This window comes from Collinsella sp. Sow4_E3 (genome assembly GCF_052116285.1).
GTDB lineage: Bacteria > Actinomycetota > Coriobacteriia > Coriobacteriales > Coriobacteriaceae > Collinsella.
This window is the reverse complement of the sequence record NZ_JBQKLJ010000006.1, coordinates 18,304-34,354: the sequence shown is the minus strand read 5'-3', so window position 1 is coordinate 34,354 and position 16,051 is coordinate 18,304. Positions and strand designations below refer to the sequence as shown.

The 16,051-nt window shown below is 60.0% G+C and carries 15 protein-coding genes; 4 read left to right on the top strand and 11 right to left on the bottom strand.

Annotated elements, in window-relative coordinates; genetic code table 11:
• Window positions 1-37: 37 nt before the first annotated feature.
• A complete protein-coding gene (locus ACTQ48_RS05325; protein ID WP_441570319.1) occupies window positions 38-1,255 on the bottom strand; it encodes a helix-turn-helix domain-containing protein in 1,218 nt (405 codons plus the stop codon).
• 266 nt (window positions 1,256-1,521) lie between these two features.
• Window positions 1,522-2,556, bottom strand: coding sequence for a YeiH family protein (locus ACTQ48_RS05320; protein WP_427719780.1), 1,035 nt, complete (start codon window positions 2,554-2,556; stop codon window positions 1,522-1,524).
• Window positions 2,557-2,749: 193 nt separating this feature from the next.
• On the opposite strand from ACTQ48_RS05320, the gene ACTQ48_RS05315 reads away from it, so the two are divergent.
• A complete protein-coding gene (locus ACTQ48_RS05315; RefSeq protein ID WP_441041386.1) occupies window positions 2,750-3,451 on the top strand; it encodes a GntR family transcriptional regulator in 702 nt (233 codons plus the stop codon).
• Window positions 3,452-3,563: 112 nt separating this feature from the next.
• On the opposite strand, the gene glmS is transcribed toward ACTQ48_RS05315, so the two are convergent.
• A complete protein-coding gene (gene glmS / locus ACTQ48_RS05310) occupies window positions 3,564-5,411 on the bottom strand; it encodes a glutamine--fructose-6-phosphate transaminase (isomerizing) (protein ID WP_441565620.1) in 1,848 nt (615 codons plus the stop codon).
• Window positions 5,412-5,740: 329 nt separating this feature from the next.
• Here glmS and ACTQ48_RS05305 point away from each other — a divergent pair, with 329 nt between their 5' ends.
• Window positions 5,741-6,853: a LacI family DNA-binding transcriptional regulator gene (locus ACTQ48_RS05305; RefSeq protein WP_441570318.1), complete on the top strand. Its 1,113-nt coding sequence runs from the start codon at window positions 5,741-5,743 to the stop codon at window positions 6,851-6,853.
• Window positions 6,854-6,966: 113 nt separating this feature from the next.
• Here ACTQ48_RS05305 and ACTQ48_RS05300 read toward each other — a convergent pair whose 3' ends face one another.
• Complete coding sequence (locus ACTQ48_RS05300; RefSeq protein WP_441555001.1) at window positions 6,967-7,617, bottom strand: HAD family hydrolase; 651 nt, start codon at window positions 7,615-7,617, stop codon at window positions 6,967-6,969.
• Window positions 7,618-7,784: 167 nt separating this feature from the next.
• Between ACTQ48_RS05300 and ACTQ48_RS05295 the strand changes: the two genes are divergently transcribed.
• Both ACTQ48_RS05295 and ACTQ48_RS05290 read left to right on the top strand, forming a co-directional pair.
• Entirely contained in the window at window positions 7,785-8,663 is an 879-nt protein-coding gene (locus tag ACTQ48_RS05295) for a hypothetical protein (RefSeq protein WP_441540786.1), read from the top strand.
• Between the two features lie 95 nt (window positions 8,664-8,758).
• Window positions 8,759-8,959 (top strand): hypothetical protein, encoded by a 201-nt coding sequence (locus ACTQ48_RS05290; RefSeq protein WP_441016603.1) that lies wholly within the window; start codon window positions 8,759-8,761, stop codon window positions 8,957-8,959.
• Here the strand turns inward: ACTQ48_RS05290 and ACTQ48_RS05285 are convergent.
• From ACTQ48_RS05285 to ACTQ48_RS05255, 7 genes are all read right to left on the bottom strand, one after another.
• Window positions 8,956-9,606 (bottom strand): HAD family hydrolase, encoded by a 651-nt coding sequence (locus ACTQ48_RS05285; protein ID WP_427795280.1) that lies wholly within the window; start codon window positions 9,604-9,606, stop codon window positions 8,956-8,958. The genes ACTQ48_RS05290 and ACTQ48_RS05285 overlap by 4 nt on opposite strands.
• A gap of 244 nt (window positions 9,607-9,850) precedes the next feature.
• Complete coding sequence (locus ACTQ48_RS05280; protein ID WP_195503788.1) at window positions 9,851-10,303, bottom strand: PTS sugar transporter subunit IIA; 453 nt, start codon at window positions 10,301-10,303, stop codon at window positions 9,851-9,853.
• An 11-nt stretch (window positions 10,304-10,314) separates the two neighbouring features.
• Window positions 10,315-11,253 (bottom strand): transketolase family protein, encoded by a 939-nt coding sequence (locus ACTQ48_RS05275; RefSeq protein ID WP_441570317.1) that lies wholly within the window; start codon window positions 11,251-11,253, stop codon window positions 10,315-10,317.
• A complete protein-coding gene (locus ACTQ48_RS05270; protein WP_441570316.1) occupies window positions 11,253-12,083 on the bottom strand; it encodes a transketolase in 831 nt (276 codons plus the stop codon). The genes ACTQ48_RS05275 and ACTQ48_RS05270 overlap by 1 nt, the downstream gene beginning before the upstream one ends.
• Before the next feature lie 62 nt (window positions 12,084-12,145).
• On the bottom strand, window positions 12,146-12,829 hold the full coding sequence (gene fsa / locus ACTQ48_RS05265; RefSeq protein WP_117757862.1) for a fructose-6-phosphate aldolase: 684 nt from the start codon (window positions 12,827-12,829) through the stop codon (window positions 12,146-12,148).
• A gap of 218 nt (window positions 12,830-13,047) precedes the next feature.
• Complete coding sequence (locus ACTQ48_RS05260; RefSeq protein WP_427719788.1) at window positions 13,048-14,322, bottom strand: class II D-tagatose-bisphosphate aldolase non-catalytic subunit; 1,275 nt, start codon at window positions 14,320-14,322, stop codon at window positions 13,048-13,050.
• 144 nt (window positions 14,323-14,466) lie between these two features.
• Entirely contained in the window at window positions 14,467-15,939 is a 1,473-nt protein-coding gene (locus tag ACTQ48_RS05255) for a PTS fructose transporter subunit IIC (RefSeq protein ID WP_441016594.1), read from the bottom strand.
• Window positions 15,940-16,051: the final 112 nt, after the last annotated feature.

Genomic DNA, 16,051 nt, shown 5'->3' with positions numbered 1-16,051 from the left:
GTATCACACGCGCCGCGCGCGGTCACGGGCGCCTCGCTTAACGGTCGTCGTCCTTCAGCAGGCGCCACAGGGTCGTACGGCTTATGCCTAGCACTTCGGCAGCTCGGGTCCTGTTGCCGTGAAGGTGACCTACGACCAGCCGCGCGATATCGCGCTCGGTATCGGCCAGTGGGCGCAAGATATACAGATCGCTATCGAGCGTCGGGGCACCAAAGGTCGCGGTCTTGATAACGTCCTCCTGAGCGAGCACCTCCTCCGCCACCGCCCGCTCGGCCGTACCCATCCTCACTAATATATAAAGTCGTTCCGAAACCTCACGAAGCTGTAGATAGTTACGGGGCCATCGATAGGCATCGAGTGTCTTTGCCGCCCCGGACGACAAGGCGGGTGTTGCCGTCTCAAACATATCTGCCAGATACTCCAGATAGCGCGCAACCTTTTCCGACGCGCCGCCCTGCTCGGCAATCGCCGGCGCCACACTCACTGCACAGGCCAGACGCTCGGTTACAAAAGCAGCCTGATCGCTTTCGCCGCCGCCTGGCATGTCGTTTGCCGTCAACACCACATGGCAACGAGTTGCGAGCGCCGTGTCGATCATTGCGGACACGAGCTCGCGCAGGCGTTGGGGGCCAACAGCATGCCAGCCGCCCATGCAAAGTGTCAGCCCCGTTTGGAATAGCGGCGATTCGGAACTTTTGAGCAGATGGCGCCAACCGCGATCCGTAAGCTCATCGAGCGCAACGGACACAAAGGGCTGATCGGCATAGGGTCCATCCAGGTACAGGCGTTTTGCAATCTGATCCTGTCCCGCGCCCAGCTCGCCCTCGAGCATAAGGGGCACTCCGTGCGCATAGCTCTCCCGTACGGGGGCAGCGACCGCTGCCGCGTCTTCGACGATGCCGTACGCGCTCGATTCGTAGCGGGCCTCAACTTCGTCGGCGTTAAGCCACTCGATGCCCGCATGCGCCGCGGCGGCGCGCACCTCGCGGACCACGATGACCCAAAGGCCCCCGCCCTCTTTATCGGTGGGGCGAACGGTCAGGCTCAGGCGCGTACCCGCACGCCCCATAACCAGACGCGCGCCGTCTCCTATGCGGTCGAGGCGCTCAGCGACAAAAGCCGCCACATCCCGCTCAAGCGCCGCGTCATTCATGGTCGAGATCGCGACGTCCCCGCGCGCATCGATTGCCAATGCCGAGGCCCCGGCAGCAGCTAGGGCATCGCTCAAGATCTTCAGCTTGGCATCGCTATCCATGATTTGCCCCTGTCCGCTGCGACGTACAACCGCCGACGGTCGCACGACCGAGTGTTTCAAAATTGAACGATATTGCTCACCAAACACTATAGGGCAGAAAGCGCCATCCTGCGAGTATAGGTGTTGCCCCGCATCGCCATCCTGGCGGGGCGATAAGAGCTCTTCGGGATCTATTAACCTGCGGACAAGCCATACCCGCAAGAGCTCCTATCGCTCCACCGCGAGGATGCGGCCACCGGCAACCAGCACGTAAATGGGCTACTTCTCTACCAGATTCCCAGCACGTGCTGCATTCCCAAACCCATGCACGCAATGCCAATCCAGCAGCAAAAGCCCAATGCGATGGGCTTGCCGCCTTTTTTGACCAGCTCGACGATATCGGTATTAAAGCCAATAGCCGCCATGGCCATCACGATAAAGAACTTCGACAGCTCCTTGATGGGCGCCGTAACGGACGCGGGAAGCTGAAACACTGTGGTGACCACACTCGCCAGCACAAAGAACAGCACAAACATGGGAAACGCGCGCTTAAGGGAAAACGTGCTTTTGGCGTCGCCGCCGGCCTTGCGCGCCAGATGCATCTGCCAGCATGCGAGGACCAACGTGATGGGAATAATGGCCAGCGTCCTGGTGAGCTTGACTACCGTAGCGCTCTCGAGCACATTGGCGCCGGGATGCATACTGTCCCAGGCGCTCGCCGCAGCCGTTACAGACGAGGTGTCGTTGATAGCGGTACCGGCAAACAGGCCAAAGCCCTCGTTGGTCAGCCCAAGCATGCCTCCAAGCGTTGGAAACACGAGCGCCGCGATAACGTTAAACAGGAAGATGACCGAAATAGCCTGGGCAATCTCGCGATCGTCGGCATCGATGACAGGCGCGGTCGCGGCGATGGCGGAACCGCCGCAAATCGACGAACCCACACCCACAAGCGTCGCGATCTTGCCCGGCACGTTCATAACGCGGCAGAGCACAAAAGCGATGACGAGCGAGGTCAAGATCGTAGCCACGATAATCGGCAACGACTGGGCGCCTTTGGACAGAATCTGCGAGAGGTTCATGCCAAAGCCAAGCAGAATAACCGCGTACTGCAAGACTTTTTTAGACGTATAGGTGACGCCGGCGGCGAGCTGTTCGCGACGATTCTTGGGAAAGACGAGCGCCAGAACCATGCCAAAGAGGATGGCAAATACCGGCCCACCGACCACCTCAATCTGTTTGCCGAGCAACGACGCAGGGATGGCGATGATCAGGCAGAACAAGACACCCTTCCAGCGCTCGCGTACGATATTTACCAGTTGCATACGGGATTCCTTCTTTCTATTTCACGTTTGCGACGGCTTATGATACGGCAACATCGAGCACAGCCATGCGCAAAAACAGACTAAAATGCCGCAATAGTTCTCGGGCAACAACCGAATTACCCAGCGCGGAGAGCTGATTCGCGGCATAATTAACAACTGACATATGAGTGTGATAGAACAGTTGCGAGGCACTATGGAAGAATCGATGCACGTCGGCGAGCAGGAAACGAGCCTACAGGACCAGTCCTACCACACCATTCGACGCAAAATAGTCTACCTGGACTACAAGCCGGGCGAAAAGTTGGGCGTCAAGCAGCTTTGTGACGACCTAGATATGGGGCGCACCCCTGTGCGCGAGGCACTGGTGCGTCTGGCGCAAGAGGGCCTAGTGCGCACCGTGCCCCAAAGCGGCACCTATGTCTCGCCCATCAACCTCACCCTTGCCGAGAGTGCCTGCTACATTCGCGAACACCTGGAAAAGCAGGTGATTGTGGAGTGCTGCGCCCGTGCCACCTCGGTAGGCGTCGAGCAGCTCGACCGAGCCATCGCGCTGCAGGAAAAAGCCATGGCCGAAGAGGACCGCATCGGCTTCTTTTTAAGCGACAACCTCATGCACCGCATGATCTTTAGCATCGCGTGCCGCAGCACCGTGTGGTCGTGGCTCGAGGCGACCAATGCCGACCTGGAGCGCTTCCGCTGGCTGCGCGCCGCTACGCAGGCGCTCGACAATCAGGAGATTGTTAACGAGCACAAGCAAATCCGCCGCGCCATCGCCGGTCGCGATCCTATCGAGGCAAGCTTTTTGGTCAGCAAGCACCTGCATATGATGTTCCGCAACCAGACCGAGGTCCTGGACCAATATCCCGAGTACTTCGAGACCAGCAAGCTCCGCTAACCTGCCAAAAAGGGACAGGTTTATTTTGGCAGGTTTTATCTGGGCAAATGCAACAAGGCCCAGCTCCGCCGCAACGAAGCCGGGCCTTAGTTGTTAGGACGTAGGAACTCGATTACTCTACTGTGACACTCTTGGCCAGGTTGCGGGGCTGGTCAACGTCGCAACCGCGCAGGATGGCAACCTCGCGGGCGAGCAGCTGCAGCGGAACGCTCGCCGTGATGGGGCTGAATACGTCGCGGACGGCCGGCACGCGAATGACGCAGTCGGCGATCTTGTTGATTTCCTCGTCGCCCTCGGTAGCAACGACGATGACCTTGGCGCCGCGCGCCTTGCACTCCATGAGGTTCGACACCGTCTTGTCGTATGTTGCGCTCTTGGTTGCAACCGCGATAACGGGGAAACCCGGGTCGATCAGCGCGATAGGGCCGTGCTTCATCTCGCCGGCAGCATATGCCTCGGCATGCAGGTAGCTGACCTCCTTGAGCTTGAGCGCGCCCTCGTAGGAAATGGCGGCGCCCATGCCGCGACCCACGAACAGTGCAGACTGCGCGTCCTTGCAGACAAGCGCGGCCTCGTGCACGGCCTCGGTCTGCGTATCCAGGATCCACTGGATCTGCTCGGCCGTATCGGAAAGCTCGCGGAACAGCATGCGCGCCTGCTTGGTGGTCAGACGGTACTTAACCTGCGCCAGCAGCAGGGCCAAAAGCGTAAGGCTCACGACCTGACCGATGAAGCTCTTGGTCGAGGCAACTGCAATCTCCTTGTTGGCCTTGGTGTAGATAACGCCGTCGCTCTCGCGCGCCACCGGGCTGCCCAGCACGTTGGTGATGCCAAAGACCTTGGCGCCCTTGATGCGCGCATCGCGAATGGCGGCAAGGGTGTCGGCCGTCTCGCCCGACTGGGACACGGCCACGACAAGCGTCGTCGGCGTGATGATGGGGTTGCGATAGCGGAACTCGCTTGCCGCCTCGACCTCGGTAGGAATACGAGCCCAACCCTCAATAAGGTTCTTGGCGATAAGTCCGGCATGGTAGCTGGTGCCGCAGGCAATCACATACACGCGGTCGATATCGTTGAGCTCCTCGAGCGAAAGGCCCAGCTCGTCGATATCGAGCTCACCGGCGGGGGTCATGCGGCCCACCAGGGTATCACGCACGACGCGAGGCTGCTCATGGATCTCCTTAAGCATAAAGTCGGGATAACCGCCCTTTTCGGCCATATCCAGGTCCCAGTCGATATGGGTAAGCTTGGGCTCAATCACGTTGCCAGCCTCGTCGGTATACTCGACGCCTGCGGGCGTAAGCTTGGCAAACTGACCGTCTTCGAGCACCACGACATCGCGGGTGGCATCGATAAGCGCGATCACGTCGGAGGCAACGTAGGAGCCGGTTTCGCCGACACCGACCACAATCGGGGAGTCCTTGCGGGCCACGGCGATCACGCCGGGCTCATCGGCAGAAACGGCGGCCAAACCATAGGCGCCCACCACGTGGGCGCAGGCCTCGCGCACAGAAGCCATCAGGTCGTGTGTCTCGGCATAGGCCTCTTCGATCAAGTGCGCAAAGACCTCGGTGTCGGTCTCGCTCTTAAAGTGATGGCCGCGGCCCTCCAGCTCCTCACGCAGCTCGGCGAAGTTCTCGATGATGCCGTTGTGGACGATGGCGATGCGACCGTCGCAGCTGGTGTGGGGATGGGCGTTGACAACGGAGGGCTTGCCGTGGGTAGCCCAGCGGGTGTGGCCGATGCCGCAGGTGGCGTCGCTGTCGACATTGGTAAGTTCGCTCTCCAGGCCCGCGACCTTGCCCACGCGGCGAATGACGTCGAGGTGAGCCGCCGTGCCCTCGCCCACCTCGAGTGCGACGCCCGAGGAGTCATAGCCGCGATATTCCATACGCTTAAGGCCCGTGACAAGGATGTTCTTTGCAATATCAGAGCCGGTGTAGCCGACAATTCCGCACATAGGATAAATCCCTTCGCTCGCGTGACTGTAAAACGTCCACGCACAAGGGGCGCTGAGACGTATAACGTTCGAGTATTGTACTCACGCAAGCGCAAGCTGATATACCAGAAGTGGTATCTCAACTTAGATACCACCCGATGCACACACGTTCAGCCGGTCCAAACCACCACAAAGGTGCCTGCCCCCTTCGTGGTGGTCGCGTTGGCAATAGCGTTTCCCCAGATAAAACCTGCCAAAATAAACCTGTCCCTAATTGGCAGGTTTTGACACCCCAGGGACGGGCGATGCTACAATCTGGCTTGTACTTGAAACGCATCAAAGGGGCCGCTATGGCAAAGGTAAAAATCAGCGACGTCGCGCGCGAGGCAGGGGTCTCGCTGGGCACGGTATCCAACGCGCTCAACCATCCTGAAAAGCTGCGCCCCGAGACCCTCAAACTCATCAACGAGACCATCAATCGCCTTGGCTACCTGCCCAACCAAAGCGCCCGCCAGCTCGCAGGAGGCACCACTAAGTCCTTTGGCCTGGTCCTCCCCCGTCTCGACCACGGCTTCTCGCTCCAAATTGCCAGCGGTGCCCATAACGAGGCCCGCAAGCACGGTTACGACCTGCTTATCGCCAACGCCGATAACGACGATATTCTCGAAGACCATTACCTGCGCTACTTTATGGGCACGCAGATGTCCGGCGTCATGGTTCAGCCCATGGCATCCCCCGATTGGCACCCCGCCATGACCATGATGCCCGTGCCGATTGTCCATCTGGACATCCACTGTTCCGAGCCCGGTTACTACGTGGCCGCCGACAACGAGGCACAGGGGCGCATTATCGCCGAGCTCGCCATTGCCCGCGGCGCACGCCATATCACCGTTGTGGGCAGAGCGGCATTTATGCAGCTCACCCTGCGCGTGCTTGGCATTCACAAGGCCCTCGCCCTTCATCCCGACATCAAAATTGAGGTCATTGACGCCGGAGAATGGAATACCGCAGCCGACGGCTACAGTATCGGCACTCAAATTGCCGAGCGTTCCACCGATGAGCGTCCGGATTTTGTCATCGGCCTAACCGACGTATTGGCCTCGGGTGTTATCTCGGCGTTGATCGACAAAGGCATCTCCGTCCCCAAGCAGGTTCGCGTGGCCGGCTGCGACGGCAACCCGCTTGCATGGAGCGGGTCGGTCCCTCTCACCACAGTGGCACCGCCGGGTTACGAAATTGGCCGCAAGGGCGTGCAGCTGCTCGTGGAGCAGATCGAGAACACGGCGCCGACAAAAACCAAACGCGTCCGTATCGGCTCCGCCGCACGCACCGTCACCGAGGTCACAGCCGCCGAGGACATCAACCGTCAGGAACTCGTGCGGCCGTTCCTCTTAGAGCGCGCCAGTACCCAGGCGGGCAGCCAAGCCGAAGCCACCGCCATCAACCTGGGCGCGTATCTATAGCACGTCGACCAGTATGCCAAAACGCAGCTTAAGCAAAAGAGGCCCGGCCATTGCCGGACCCCTTATGCTTAAGCGTAAATGTGGGCAATTGCCCGTTTCAACGCCGCAGCTGTCTAGCGCACGGCCTTGACCGCCGCCGCAAGGTCGAACAGCGTATCGAGCACGGCCTCGCAGCCATCCACCACATTCTGCGGCAGCGGCACAATGTCGGGGACGGCAAAGACATGGCAGCCGGCCGTAATACCCGAGACGCAGCCGTTGCGTGAATCCTCGACCACGGCGCATTCCTCGGGGGCGAAGCCCGCGCGCTCGCAAGCAAGCAGATACATCTCGGGGTCGGGCTTGCCGTGCACGACGTCCTCGCCGCAGGTCACCGTCTCAAACTTGTCAAAAAGGCCGACCATCTTAAGGTTGCGCTCGGCCGTAGCGAGGCGCGACGACGTCGCTAGACCCACGTGATAGCCCGCAGCCAGCAGCTCGCCTATGCACTCGGCGGCACCGGCCTTAAGCTCCAAATCGGTCTTGACCATCTCGTCGCGAATCTCCTTGTGGCGAACATAGATCGCCTCGGTGGTTTCATGGCTGCCGTAATGCTTATCAAGGATGTCCATGACATCGGGCAGAGTGCGGCCGATAAACTGATGGATCAGCGCATCATCAATCGCGACCCCCAGCTCGGCAGCGCCCGCCTTCCATGCCTTGATGCCCAAACGCTCGGTATCGACCAGCGTTCCGTCCATGTCAAAAATTACAGTCTTGATCATATCGGTCCCCTAACCGGATTGCATTACGGCCACTCTAGCGCACTTTACAAACTTGTATATAACGTATATAGCATATTGCACTATCGTTACATAGGCAAAAGTCATATGACGAGCAGTCCGATAGGATTATAGTTTTCGACCGAGTACTCAATGGTAAGGATTGTTTTATGCTTTCAGACACTACCGCACCTGCAAAGGAGCTTCAGGACAAACTCGCGGCGCTCGAACAGCTGCTTTTGGCATACGGACGCGTCGCCATCGGCTTTTCCGGTGGCGTCGACAGCAGCTTTTTGGCCGCGGTCTGCGCCCGCATCATGCCTGCCAGCACGCTTCTCGTTCACCTCACCACGCCGCTCATCGGCACGCCCGAACAGACCTCGTTTGAGCGATCCGTTGACAGGCAAACCAATGAGGGACCGCATTTTAAGCTCCCCGTGCTCAATCTTTCGGTCGATCAGCTGCAGCTCCCCCAAGTAGCCTGCAACGACGCCAACCGTTGCTACCACTGCAAGCACGCCGGCTTTACCGCCATCGTCAACCACGCTAAGTCGCTCGGCTTTCCCACCGTCATCGATGGCAGCAATGCAAGCGATCGCGGTGACTACCGTCCCGGCATGCGCGCTGCCAAAGAGCTCGGCGTACGCTCCCCTCTTATGGAGGTCGGCTTTACCAAGGACGAAGAGCGCGAGCTGCTGCGCGCATGGGGCTATCCCGTTTGGAACCTGCCGGCGGGAGCCTGTCTTGCCACGCGCGTCCCCACAGGCGAGGAGCTTACGCACGAGAAGGTCGATTTAATCCGCGCCTGCGAGGACTACCTGCACGATCTTGGTCTGTCGCAGGTACGCGCGCGCTTGGTCGGCGGCCGCATGCGTATCGAGGCCGCTCACGCAGATGTCGCCAAAATTGCCGCCCTCGGCGGTGCTACCGTCAATGCCGAGGGCAAGACCCCGCTGCCCGCCGCCATCGAGTCCGCGCTGCGCGAGCTGGGCTGCGCCCACATCTCCCCCGAGGTCACCCCCTACATCCACGGCAATATGAACCAGTAACCTACCAAAAAGGGACAGGTTTATTTTGGCAGGTTTTATCTTGGGAAACGCGAAGAGTGCCACGCCAAATCACCGTTACGGACAGGGAGGCATTCATGCAGCTCGCCCTGCGCATACTTGGCATCCACAAGGCCCTCGCCCTGTATCCCGATATCAAAATTGAGATCATTGACGCCGGAGAGCGGAATGCCGCAGCCGACGGCCACGGCATCGGCGCCCAGATCGCCGAGCGCGCCGGCACCCAGGCAAGCGGCCACTCCGAAGCCACCGTCATCGATCTCGGCGCATACCTTTAGCGCACGGCCTTGACCGCCGCCGTCAGGTCGAACAGCGTATCGAGCACGGCCTCGCAGCCATCCACCACATTCTGCGGCAGCGGCACAATGTCGGGGACGGCAAAGACATGGCAGCCGGCCGTAATACCCGAGACGCAGCCGTTGCGCGAATCCTCGACCACAGCGCATTCCTCGGGGGCAAAGCCCGCGCGCTCGCAGGCAAGCAGATACATCTCGGGGTCGGGCTTGCCGTGCACGACGTCCTCGCCGCAGGTCACCGTCTCAAACTTGTCAAAGAGGCCGACCGTCTTAAGATTGCGCTCGGCCGCGACGCGGCGTGACGACGTCGCAAGGCCCACGTGATAGCCCGCAGCCAGCAGCTCGTCGAGGCACTCGGCGGCGCCGGCCTTAAGCTCCAGGTCGGTCTTGGCCATCTCGCTGTGTAGCTCAATGTTGCGGGCAAAAATCGCGTCGGCGGTTTCGCCCTTGCCGTAATGCGCCTCAAGGATGTCCTTAACATCGGCATTCGAACGGCCGATAAACTGATGGATTAACGCATCATCAATCGCGATCCCCAGCTCGGCCGCGCCCACCTTCCATGCCCTCATGTCCAAACGCTCGGTATCGATCAGCGTTCCATCCATGTCAAAAATAACAGCCTTGATCATATCGACCCCTTCATCGGCTTGCGTTACCGCAAATCTGCTGCGAGTTACAAGCTTGTATATAACGTATATATCATATTGTACTTTTATTACATAGACAGAAGCTTTATGACGCAGCCTGCCAAAAAGGGACAGGTTTATTTTGGCAGGTTTTATCTGGGGAAACGCAAACAGGGCCGCGACACCTCTATGGCGTCGCGGCCCTTTTCCTTGGAGAAGGATCGATTGATTGAACGGGATGACCGTTCTAGTCTTCGAGTCCGCTATTGATGAGCTCCGCAATCTCAACGGGATCGGTGCTCGCGCGCACCTTGTCACGGAAGCCGGCGTCCATCAGCATCACGGCAGCCTTGGAGAGCAGACGCAGGTGCGTGGTTCCAGCCTCGCCGGCGGGCACGTACAGCGCGAGCGCAACATCGACGGGCACCCCATCGAAGCTCGGCCATTCAACGGGCTCGGCCAGTTTAAGCACGGCAACGCCCGGCGTGTGGATCGCATCGCTTTTGGCATGCGGAACGGCAAAACCGGCGACAAGGCCGGTCTCGGCCTCGTTCTCGCGAGCAATAAAGGCAGCCTCTACGGCAGATGCGTCATCGGCAAAACCGAGCTCGATGGCCTGCTCGGACAAATAATGCAGGGCGTCCTCGCGCGAGGCGGCGGTATACCCGATCGTCACTTGGTTGGCAGATACAAATCCCATGGAAACCTTCCTTACAACACAGACCTGACCGCAGCTTCGATACCGTCGGCGTCCAAACCGTATTCGTGCAGCAAATCGACCGCAGGGCCGGACTCGCCATACACATCGCGCACGCCGACACGTCGCATCGGCACCGGATGCTGTTCCGCGAGTACCGAGGCCACGGCCTCGCCAAGACCGCCGATAATCGAGTGCTCCTCGGCAGTGACCACGCGACCAGTCTTCTTGGCGCTGGCAACCACCAGGCGCTCATCAAGCGGCTTGATCGTGTGCATGTTGATAACCTCGGCATCGATACCATCGACAGCGAGCGCCTCGGCAGCCTCAAGTGCCTCGGCAACCATAAGGCCACAAGCGATGATGGTCACATCGGACCCCTCGCGCACGACCACGCCGCGACCAATCTTGAACTCATAGTCCTCGCGATCGTTGATGACCGGTGTTGCCAGGCGGCCGAAACGCATGTAGACCGGTCCCTCAAACTCATAGGCGGCGCGCACGCAAGCGCGAGCCTCGATGTCATCGGCGGGAACGATCACCGTCATACCCGGGATCGTGCGCATGAGCGCGATATCCTCGCAGCACTGATGCGTGGCGCCGTCTTCGCCGACCGAAATGCCCGCGTGCGTGGCGCCGATTTTGACGTTGAGGTGCGGATAGCCGATGGAATTACGCACTTGCTCGTACGCGCGGCCGGCGGCGAACATGGCAAAGGTGCTCGCAAAGGCGACGTGGCCCGTGGTTGCAATGCCGGCGGCAAGCCCCATCAAGTTGCTCTCGGCAATGCCGGCGTCGTAGAAGCGCTCAGGGTGCGCGGCCTTAAACTTACCGGTCTGTGTGGCGGCGGCCAGGTCGGCATCGAGAACCACAAAGTCATCGTGCTCATTGCCCAGCTCGACAAGTGCCTCGCCATAGCTAACGCGCGTGGCGACTTTCTTGACGTCTGCCATTAGAGCTCCTCCCCTGCTGCTGCGAGCTCGGCCATGGCCTGCTCAAACTGTTCATCGTTGGGTGCCTTGCCGTGCCAGCCCACCTGATTTTCCATAAAGGAAACGCCCTTGCCCTTCACCGTCTCGGCGATAATGGCCACAGGCGAGTCGCTCACTTTGCGGGCCTCGGCAAAGGCCGCGGCAATCTGCGCCATGTCGTTACCGTCGGCGAGCTCAATCACATGCCACTTAAAGGCACGAAACTTGTCGGCAAGCGGCATAGCCGAGTTAACTTCGTCGATACTGCCGTCAATTTGCAGGCCATTGTGATCGACGATAGCGACGAGGTTATCCAGGTCGTGGTTGCCGGCGAACATGGCCGCCTCCCACACCTGCCCCTCCTCGCACTCGCCGTCGCCCAACAGCGTGTAGACGCGATAGCTGTCACCCCAGTGCTTTGCGGCGAGCGCCATTCCAACCGCGGCGGAGATACCCTGACCGAGCGATCCGGTAGACATGTCGACGCCCGGCGTGTCATTCATATTGGGATGGCCCTGCAGGCGGCTGCCGATATGACGGAGCGTCTCGAGCTCCTCTTTGGGAAAGAACCCGCGCTCGGCGAGCACGGCATAGAGTGCCGGAGCGCAATGGCCCTTGGAGAGCACAAAGCGGTCGCGGTCGGCGCGGCTCGGATTTGCCGGGTCGACATCCATTTCCTCAAAGTAGAGATAGGTCATAATGTCGGCGGCGTCAAGCGACCCGCCCGGATGCCCCGACTTGGCGGCGTGGACACCCGTGACAATACCGCGGCGAACCTCATTGGCAATCTTGGCCAGTTCCTGATCGGTCATGGAGTTTCCTCTCTTGAGCACGCCGGCCCGGCATAACAAATGCTGGGCCGGCAGAACCATCGTTACTGTGCCTCGACGACCTTTTTCCAGTCAGCTTCGAACGAGGCAAGGCCCTGGTCGGTCAGCGGGTGATGCAGGCATTTCTTAAGAGCGGCCATGGGGACGGTCGCAATATCGGCACCGAGCAGCGCCGCCTGGGTCACGTGATTGGGCGTGCGGACGGATGCGGTGATGATCTCGACGGTGTCGTCGACGTTCTTACCGGTCCAGTCATAGTTCTTGATGCAGGTCACAACGTTGTCGAGCTGCGAGATACCGTCCTCGGCGATGTCATCGAAGCGTCCCACAAACGGGCTGATGTAGCGAGCGCCGGCGTTGGCGGCCATGAGGGCCTGCGTCGGCGAGAAGACGAGCGTCATGTTGACGCGCACGCCCGCATCGGCCAGCGCGCGGCAGGCGGCGAGGCCGGCCTCGCAGACGGGGAGCTTGACCACAATGTTGGGAGCCAGGGCGGCAAGACGCTTGCCCTCCTCGATCATGCCCTCGGCAGTAGTCGCGGTAGACTCGGCAGACACGGGCAGACCCTCGCAGAGCTCGGCAATCTTGAGCATATGGGGCTCAAAGTCGGCGAGCTTACCGCCGGTCTTGGCGTACAGGGACGGATTGGTGGTGACGCCGGCAAGGCAGCCCCAGCTCTTGGCCTCGGCGATCTCGTCAAGGTTGGCGGTATCGATAAAGAACTTCATGGTACAAACTCCTTCGAATGAATAGCTAGCAATCTAAGGACAACGGCTCAATCACTGGTCGAACCAACGTCAGCGAGCGGGCAGCTGCCGTGGCAAGGTGGTGCGAAAGAGGAGCGAAGCGTACTTTGGTACGCGAGCGACGGCTTGAGCGCCAGATTGCCCGGCAGATGCTCGCGCAGCGTCGACCGGTCCGGCGTTTGTCAAAACGCCGGAACTACCTAGTCCTCGAGAGCCTTCTCGATGCGGCTCGTGACGCCCTTGAGGTTAAGACCGACGACGTACTGCTTAATCGGGCGCTTGATATGCTCGATCACAAAGCGCTTGCCGTCGATGTCCTGGGCAGCGAGGTTGCGATAGAGCTTCTCGACCTGCTCCTTGACCTCGGGATCGTTGAACGCGTAGTGGCCGGAGACATCCAGAATCTTCAGGCTGAGCTCGTCGTCGGCCAGAATGTCGTCAACCTGCAGGTTGACATCATCGCCGGTCATCCACTTGCGCCAGCGCTCGGTCTTGATAGCCTTGACCAGCAGCGTGTGATACAGGTCGGAGGGATCGTCGCACAGGCCGTTGTCGACCAGAATCTGCTCGGTAGCGCAGAGCTTGAGGTAGGCGCGGGTCTCCTCGGTGCCGTACTGAGGGGCGACATTGGAAGCCGTCACGTGAGCCGGAATGTGCTCGAGCAGCGTCGCGTCGTCCAGGTAGTCGGCGTTGTGCTCCTTCAGGCCCACGCCGTAGCGCTTTGCCATGTCGGCGAGCTCGCGGGCGTTCTTAAAGTTGTAATGGCCAACCTGCTCGGTCCAACGGGTGAGCGTACCGGTCTGGCCGACGATAAAGGTGGGCATGGGGCAGCCGCGCTTCTCGAGCTCGGGCTGCAGCTGAGAAATGAACTCCTCGTACTTATCGGTAGAGGTCAAGCCGCCATTGGTCTCCTCGGTACCGACCTCATAGGCGACCTCGGGCAGGTTATGCTCGCGACGGTACTGCTCAAGGTAGTCGATAAGATCGATCGTGCGGCGAAGCACCACGTCGAGCGGAATAACCTTGCCGATCTGATAGGGGTCCTTGGTGGGGTCGACCATCAGCAGGTCAAAGCCTGCCTCCATGTCGGCGACGAAGGACTTGCGGGCGAGCTCCATGGCCTCGTCCTCGGGCAGGTGGGCGTTACGCTCCTCGTCGCGCTGCCACGGACCGCCGTGATCGCGGCACAGGTAGTACGGGCCGGTGTAGCCCACCTCGTCGGCAACCTTCTTGATGTCGGCGGCAAAGCGCTTCTGGTCCCAACCGTTGACGTAGCCGGCGCCCATCTCGTCCATATCGACCTGGTTGCGGCTGGCGATAAACATGGGCGGGAAATCCTCGTCCTTGGCAAGCTCGAACACGGCCTGAATCAGGTTGGGGCTCATGGGGCCAATGCCGACCATGGTTGCGTGATCGCCGCTATCTTGCAGCTTGAGCATGCCCTGAACGGCCTGGCGGATGGTGAGGTTGGACATTTTGTTCTCCTTCTCCAGAGGATTTTTGACAAAAGTTCCCTGGGACCCAGATGCGGGCCCTATCAGTACGGATGGATTTTGTTGTGTAGGGGCGGTTGTGCGGAGTCAAATCCATCCCTCCGCACAACCGGAGTCCTTAAAGGTTTACTTGGCCTGCTTATCGAGCGTGGGCTTCATGGCAATCAGGATTGCAGCGGCGACCACGGAGCCAATCACGATGTCCAGGCAGAACAGCGCGACGTTGTTGGTGGCAAGGGCGACAATAAAGCCACCGTGCGGGACGTAGCAGTCGATACCCTGGAAGGCGGCAAGCGCCGCACCCACGGCAGAACCGATGCAGATGCCGGGAAGGGTGTGACCGAGATCCTTGACCGCGAAGGGGATAGCGCCCTCGGTAATACCGATGCAGCCCATAAACAGTGCGGAGATACCCATCTGACGGTCAGCGTCATCGAACTTGTTCTTGGCGATGAGCGCAGCGAGGCCGCAAGCAATCGGGGGAATGGCGACAGCGACGCGGAACATACCGTTGGGGCCGTAGATGCCGGAGGCCATGATGGCCATGGTAAAGGTCGAAGCGGTCTTGTTGACGGGACCACCCATATCGAAGGCGGTCATAACGCCAATGACCAGGCCCAGGACGACGGCGGAGCCGCCCTGCAGGCTACCGAGCACGCTGGTGAGCCAATCCATCACAAAGCCAAGCGGCGTGGCCAGGATGTAGATGTAGGCCATGCCCAGGACGAGCGAGGTCAGAATCGGGATGATCAGGATCGGCATGATGGTCTGGATGGTGTTGTTGACCTTCCAGGTCTTCATCCAGCGGACAAAGTAACCGCAGATGACAGCCATGATCATGGCGCCCAAGAAGCCGGTCGAAACGCTGTTGCCACTCGGCGTGACGACGGCGTTGTTGACCAAGTAGCCCAGGACAAAACCAGGGGCAAGCGCGGGCTTGCCGGCCATCGAGTAAGCGATGTATGCCGCAAGCACCGGAATCATCATAGAGATGCCGGCCATACCGATGGTGTTAAGGCTCACCATCAACGGGTTGGTGACCTCCATGCCGTTAGCACCGGCAGTACCGGATGCCAACGAGAAGGCGAGGAACACGCCACCGATAACGACAATGGGGATAAAATAGGAAACGCCGGTATTGAATGCATTGAGCAGCGTCTTGCCAGGATCGGCAAAGATAGACTGCTTGGACGCCGGTGTCGGGGCCTGCGGGGCAGCGGAGACGGCCTTCTTCTCTGCCTTGGCCTCGGCCTTGGGCGCGTCAACGGCGCCACCCGTCGCCTTGATAATCTCAACAGCCTGGTCGATGATCTTGACCGGATCAGCGATCACATCGGAAGTACCGACCTTGAGGAACTTGCCCTCGGCCATCTTCTGCTCAAAACGGTCCTCGTTCTCGACACCCACGTCGACGGACTCCAGGACCAGGTCGGCGGAGTCCACGTCTTCCTGCGTGAGCTCATTCTCGATACCCAGGCCACCCTGAGCCTCGACCTTGCACTCGATGCCACGGGCGGCGCATTCATCCTGAATCGCCTTCTGGGCCATATACGTGTGGGCGATACCCACGGTACAGGCGGCAACGCCTACGATCTTCATTGCTTCCCTCTTTTCATAGAGTTGCGTGCGCAAGACACCGTTTGCGGAGGCCTCCGGAGCATCCCCTGCCGTTTGGACTTGCTGTCTTTTCGACAAGACCAATATAGGTGCT

What these genes read in the sequence shown, in the direction of transcription:
- ACTQ48_RS05270 (WP_441570316.1), bottom strand. Translation starts at nt 12,083, where the DNA reads ATGACCGATCAGGAACTGGCCAAGATTGCCAATGAGGTTCGCCGCGGT.
- ACTQ48_RS05295 (WP_441540786.1), top strand. Translation starts at nt 7,785, where the DNA reads ATGCTTTCAGACACTACCGCACCTGCAAAGGAGCTTCAGGACAAACTC.
- ACTQ48_RS05285 (WP_427795280.1), bottom strand. Translation starts at nt 9,606, where the DNA reads ATGATCAAGGCTGTTATTTTTGACATGGATGGAACGCTGATCGATACC.
- ACTQ48_RS05315 (WP_441041386.1), top strand. Translation starts at nt 2,750, where the DNA reads ATGGAAGAATCGATGCACGTCGGCGAGCAGGAAACGAGCCTACAGGAC.
- ACTQ48_RS05325 (WP_441570319.1), bottom strand. Translation starts at nt 1,255, where the DNA reads ATGGATAGCGATGCCAAGCTGAAGATCTTGAGCGATGCCCTAGCTGCT.
- ACTQ48_RS05260 (WP_427719788.1), bottom strand. Translation starts at nt 14,322, where the DNA reads ATGTCCAACCTCACCATCCGCCAGGCCGTTCAGGGCATGCTCAAGCTG.
- ACTQ48_RS05255 (WP_441016594.1), bottom strand. Translation starts at nt 15,939, where the DNA reads ATGAAGATCGTAGGCGTTGCCGCCTGTACCGTGGGTATCGCCCACACG.
- ACTQ48_RS05305 (WP_441570318.1), top strand. Translation starts at nt 5,741, where the DNA reads ATGGCAAAGGTAAAAATCAGCGACGTCGCGCGCGAGGCAGGGGTCTCG.
- ACTQ48_RS05300 (WP_441555001.1), bottom strand. Translation starts at nt 7,617, where the DNA reads ATGATCAAGACTGTAATTTTTGACATGGACGGAACGCTGGTCGATACC.
- ACTQ48_RS05280 (WP_195503788.1), bottom strand. Translation starts at nt 10,303, where the DNA reads ATGGGATTTGTATCTGCCAACCAAGTGACGATCGGGTATACCGCCGCC.
- ACTQ48_RS05320 (WP_427719780.1), bottom strand. Translation starts at nt 2,556, where the DNA reads ATGCAACTGGTAAATATCGTACGCGAGCGCTGGAAGGGTGTCTTGTTC.
- fsa (WP_117757862.1), bottom strand. Translation starts at nt 12,829, where the DNA reads ATGAAGTTCTTTATCGATACCGCCAACCTTGACGAGATCGCCGAGGCC.
- ACTQ48_RS05275 (WP_441570317.1), bottom strand. Translation starts at nt 11,253, where the DNA reads ATGGCAGACGTCAAGAAAGTCGCCACGCGCGTTAGCTATGGCGAGGCA.
- glmS (WP_441565620.1), bottom strand. Translation starts at nt 5,411, where the DNA reads ATGTGCGGAATTGTCGGCTACACCGGCTCTGATATTGCAAAGAACATC.
- ACTQ48_RS05290 (WP_441016603.1), top strand. Translation starts at nt 8,759, where the DNA reads ATGCAGCTCGCCCTGCGCATACTTGGCATCCACAAGGCCCTCGCCCTG.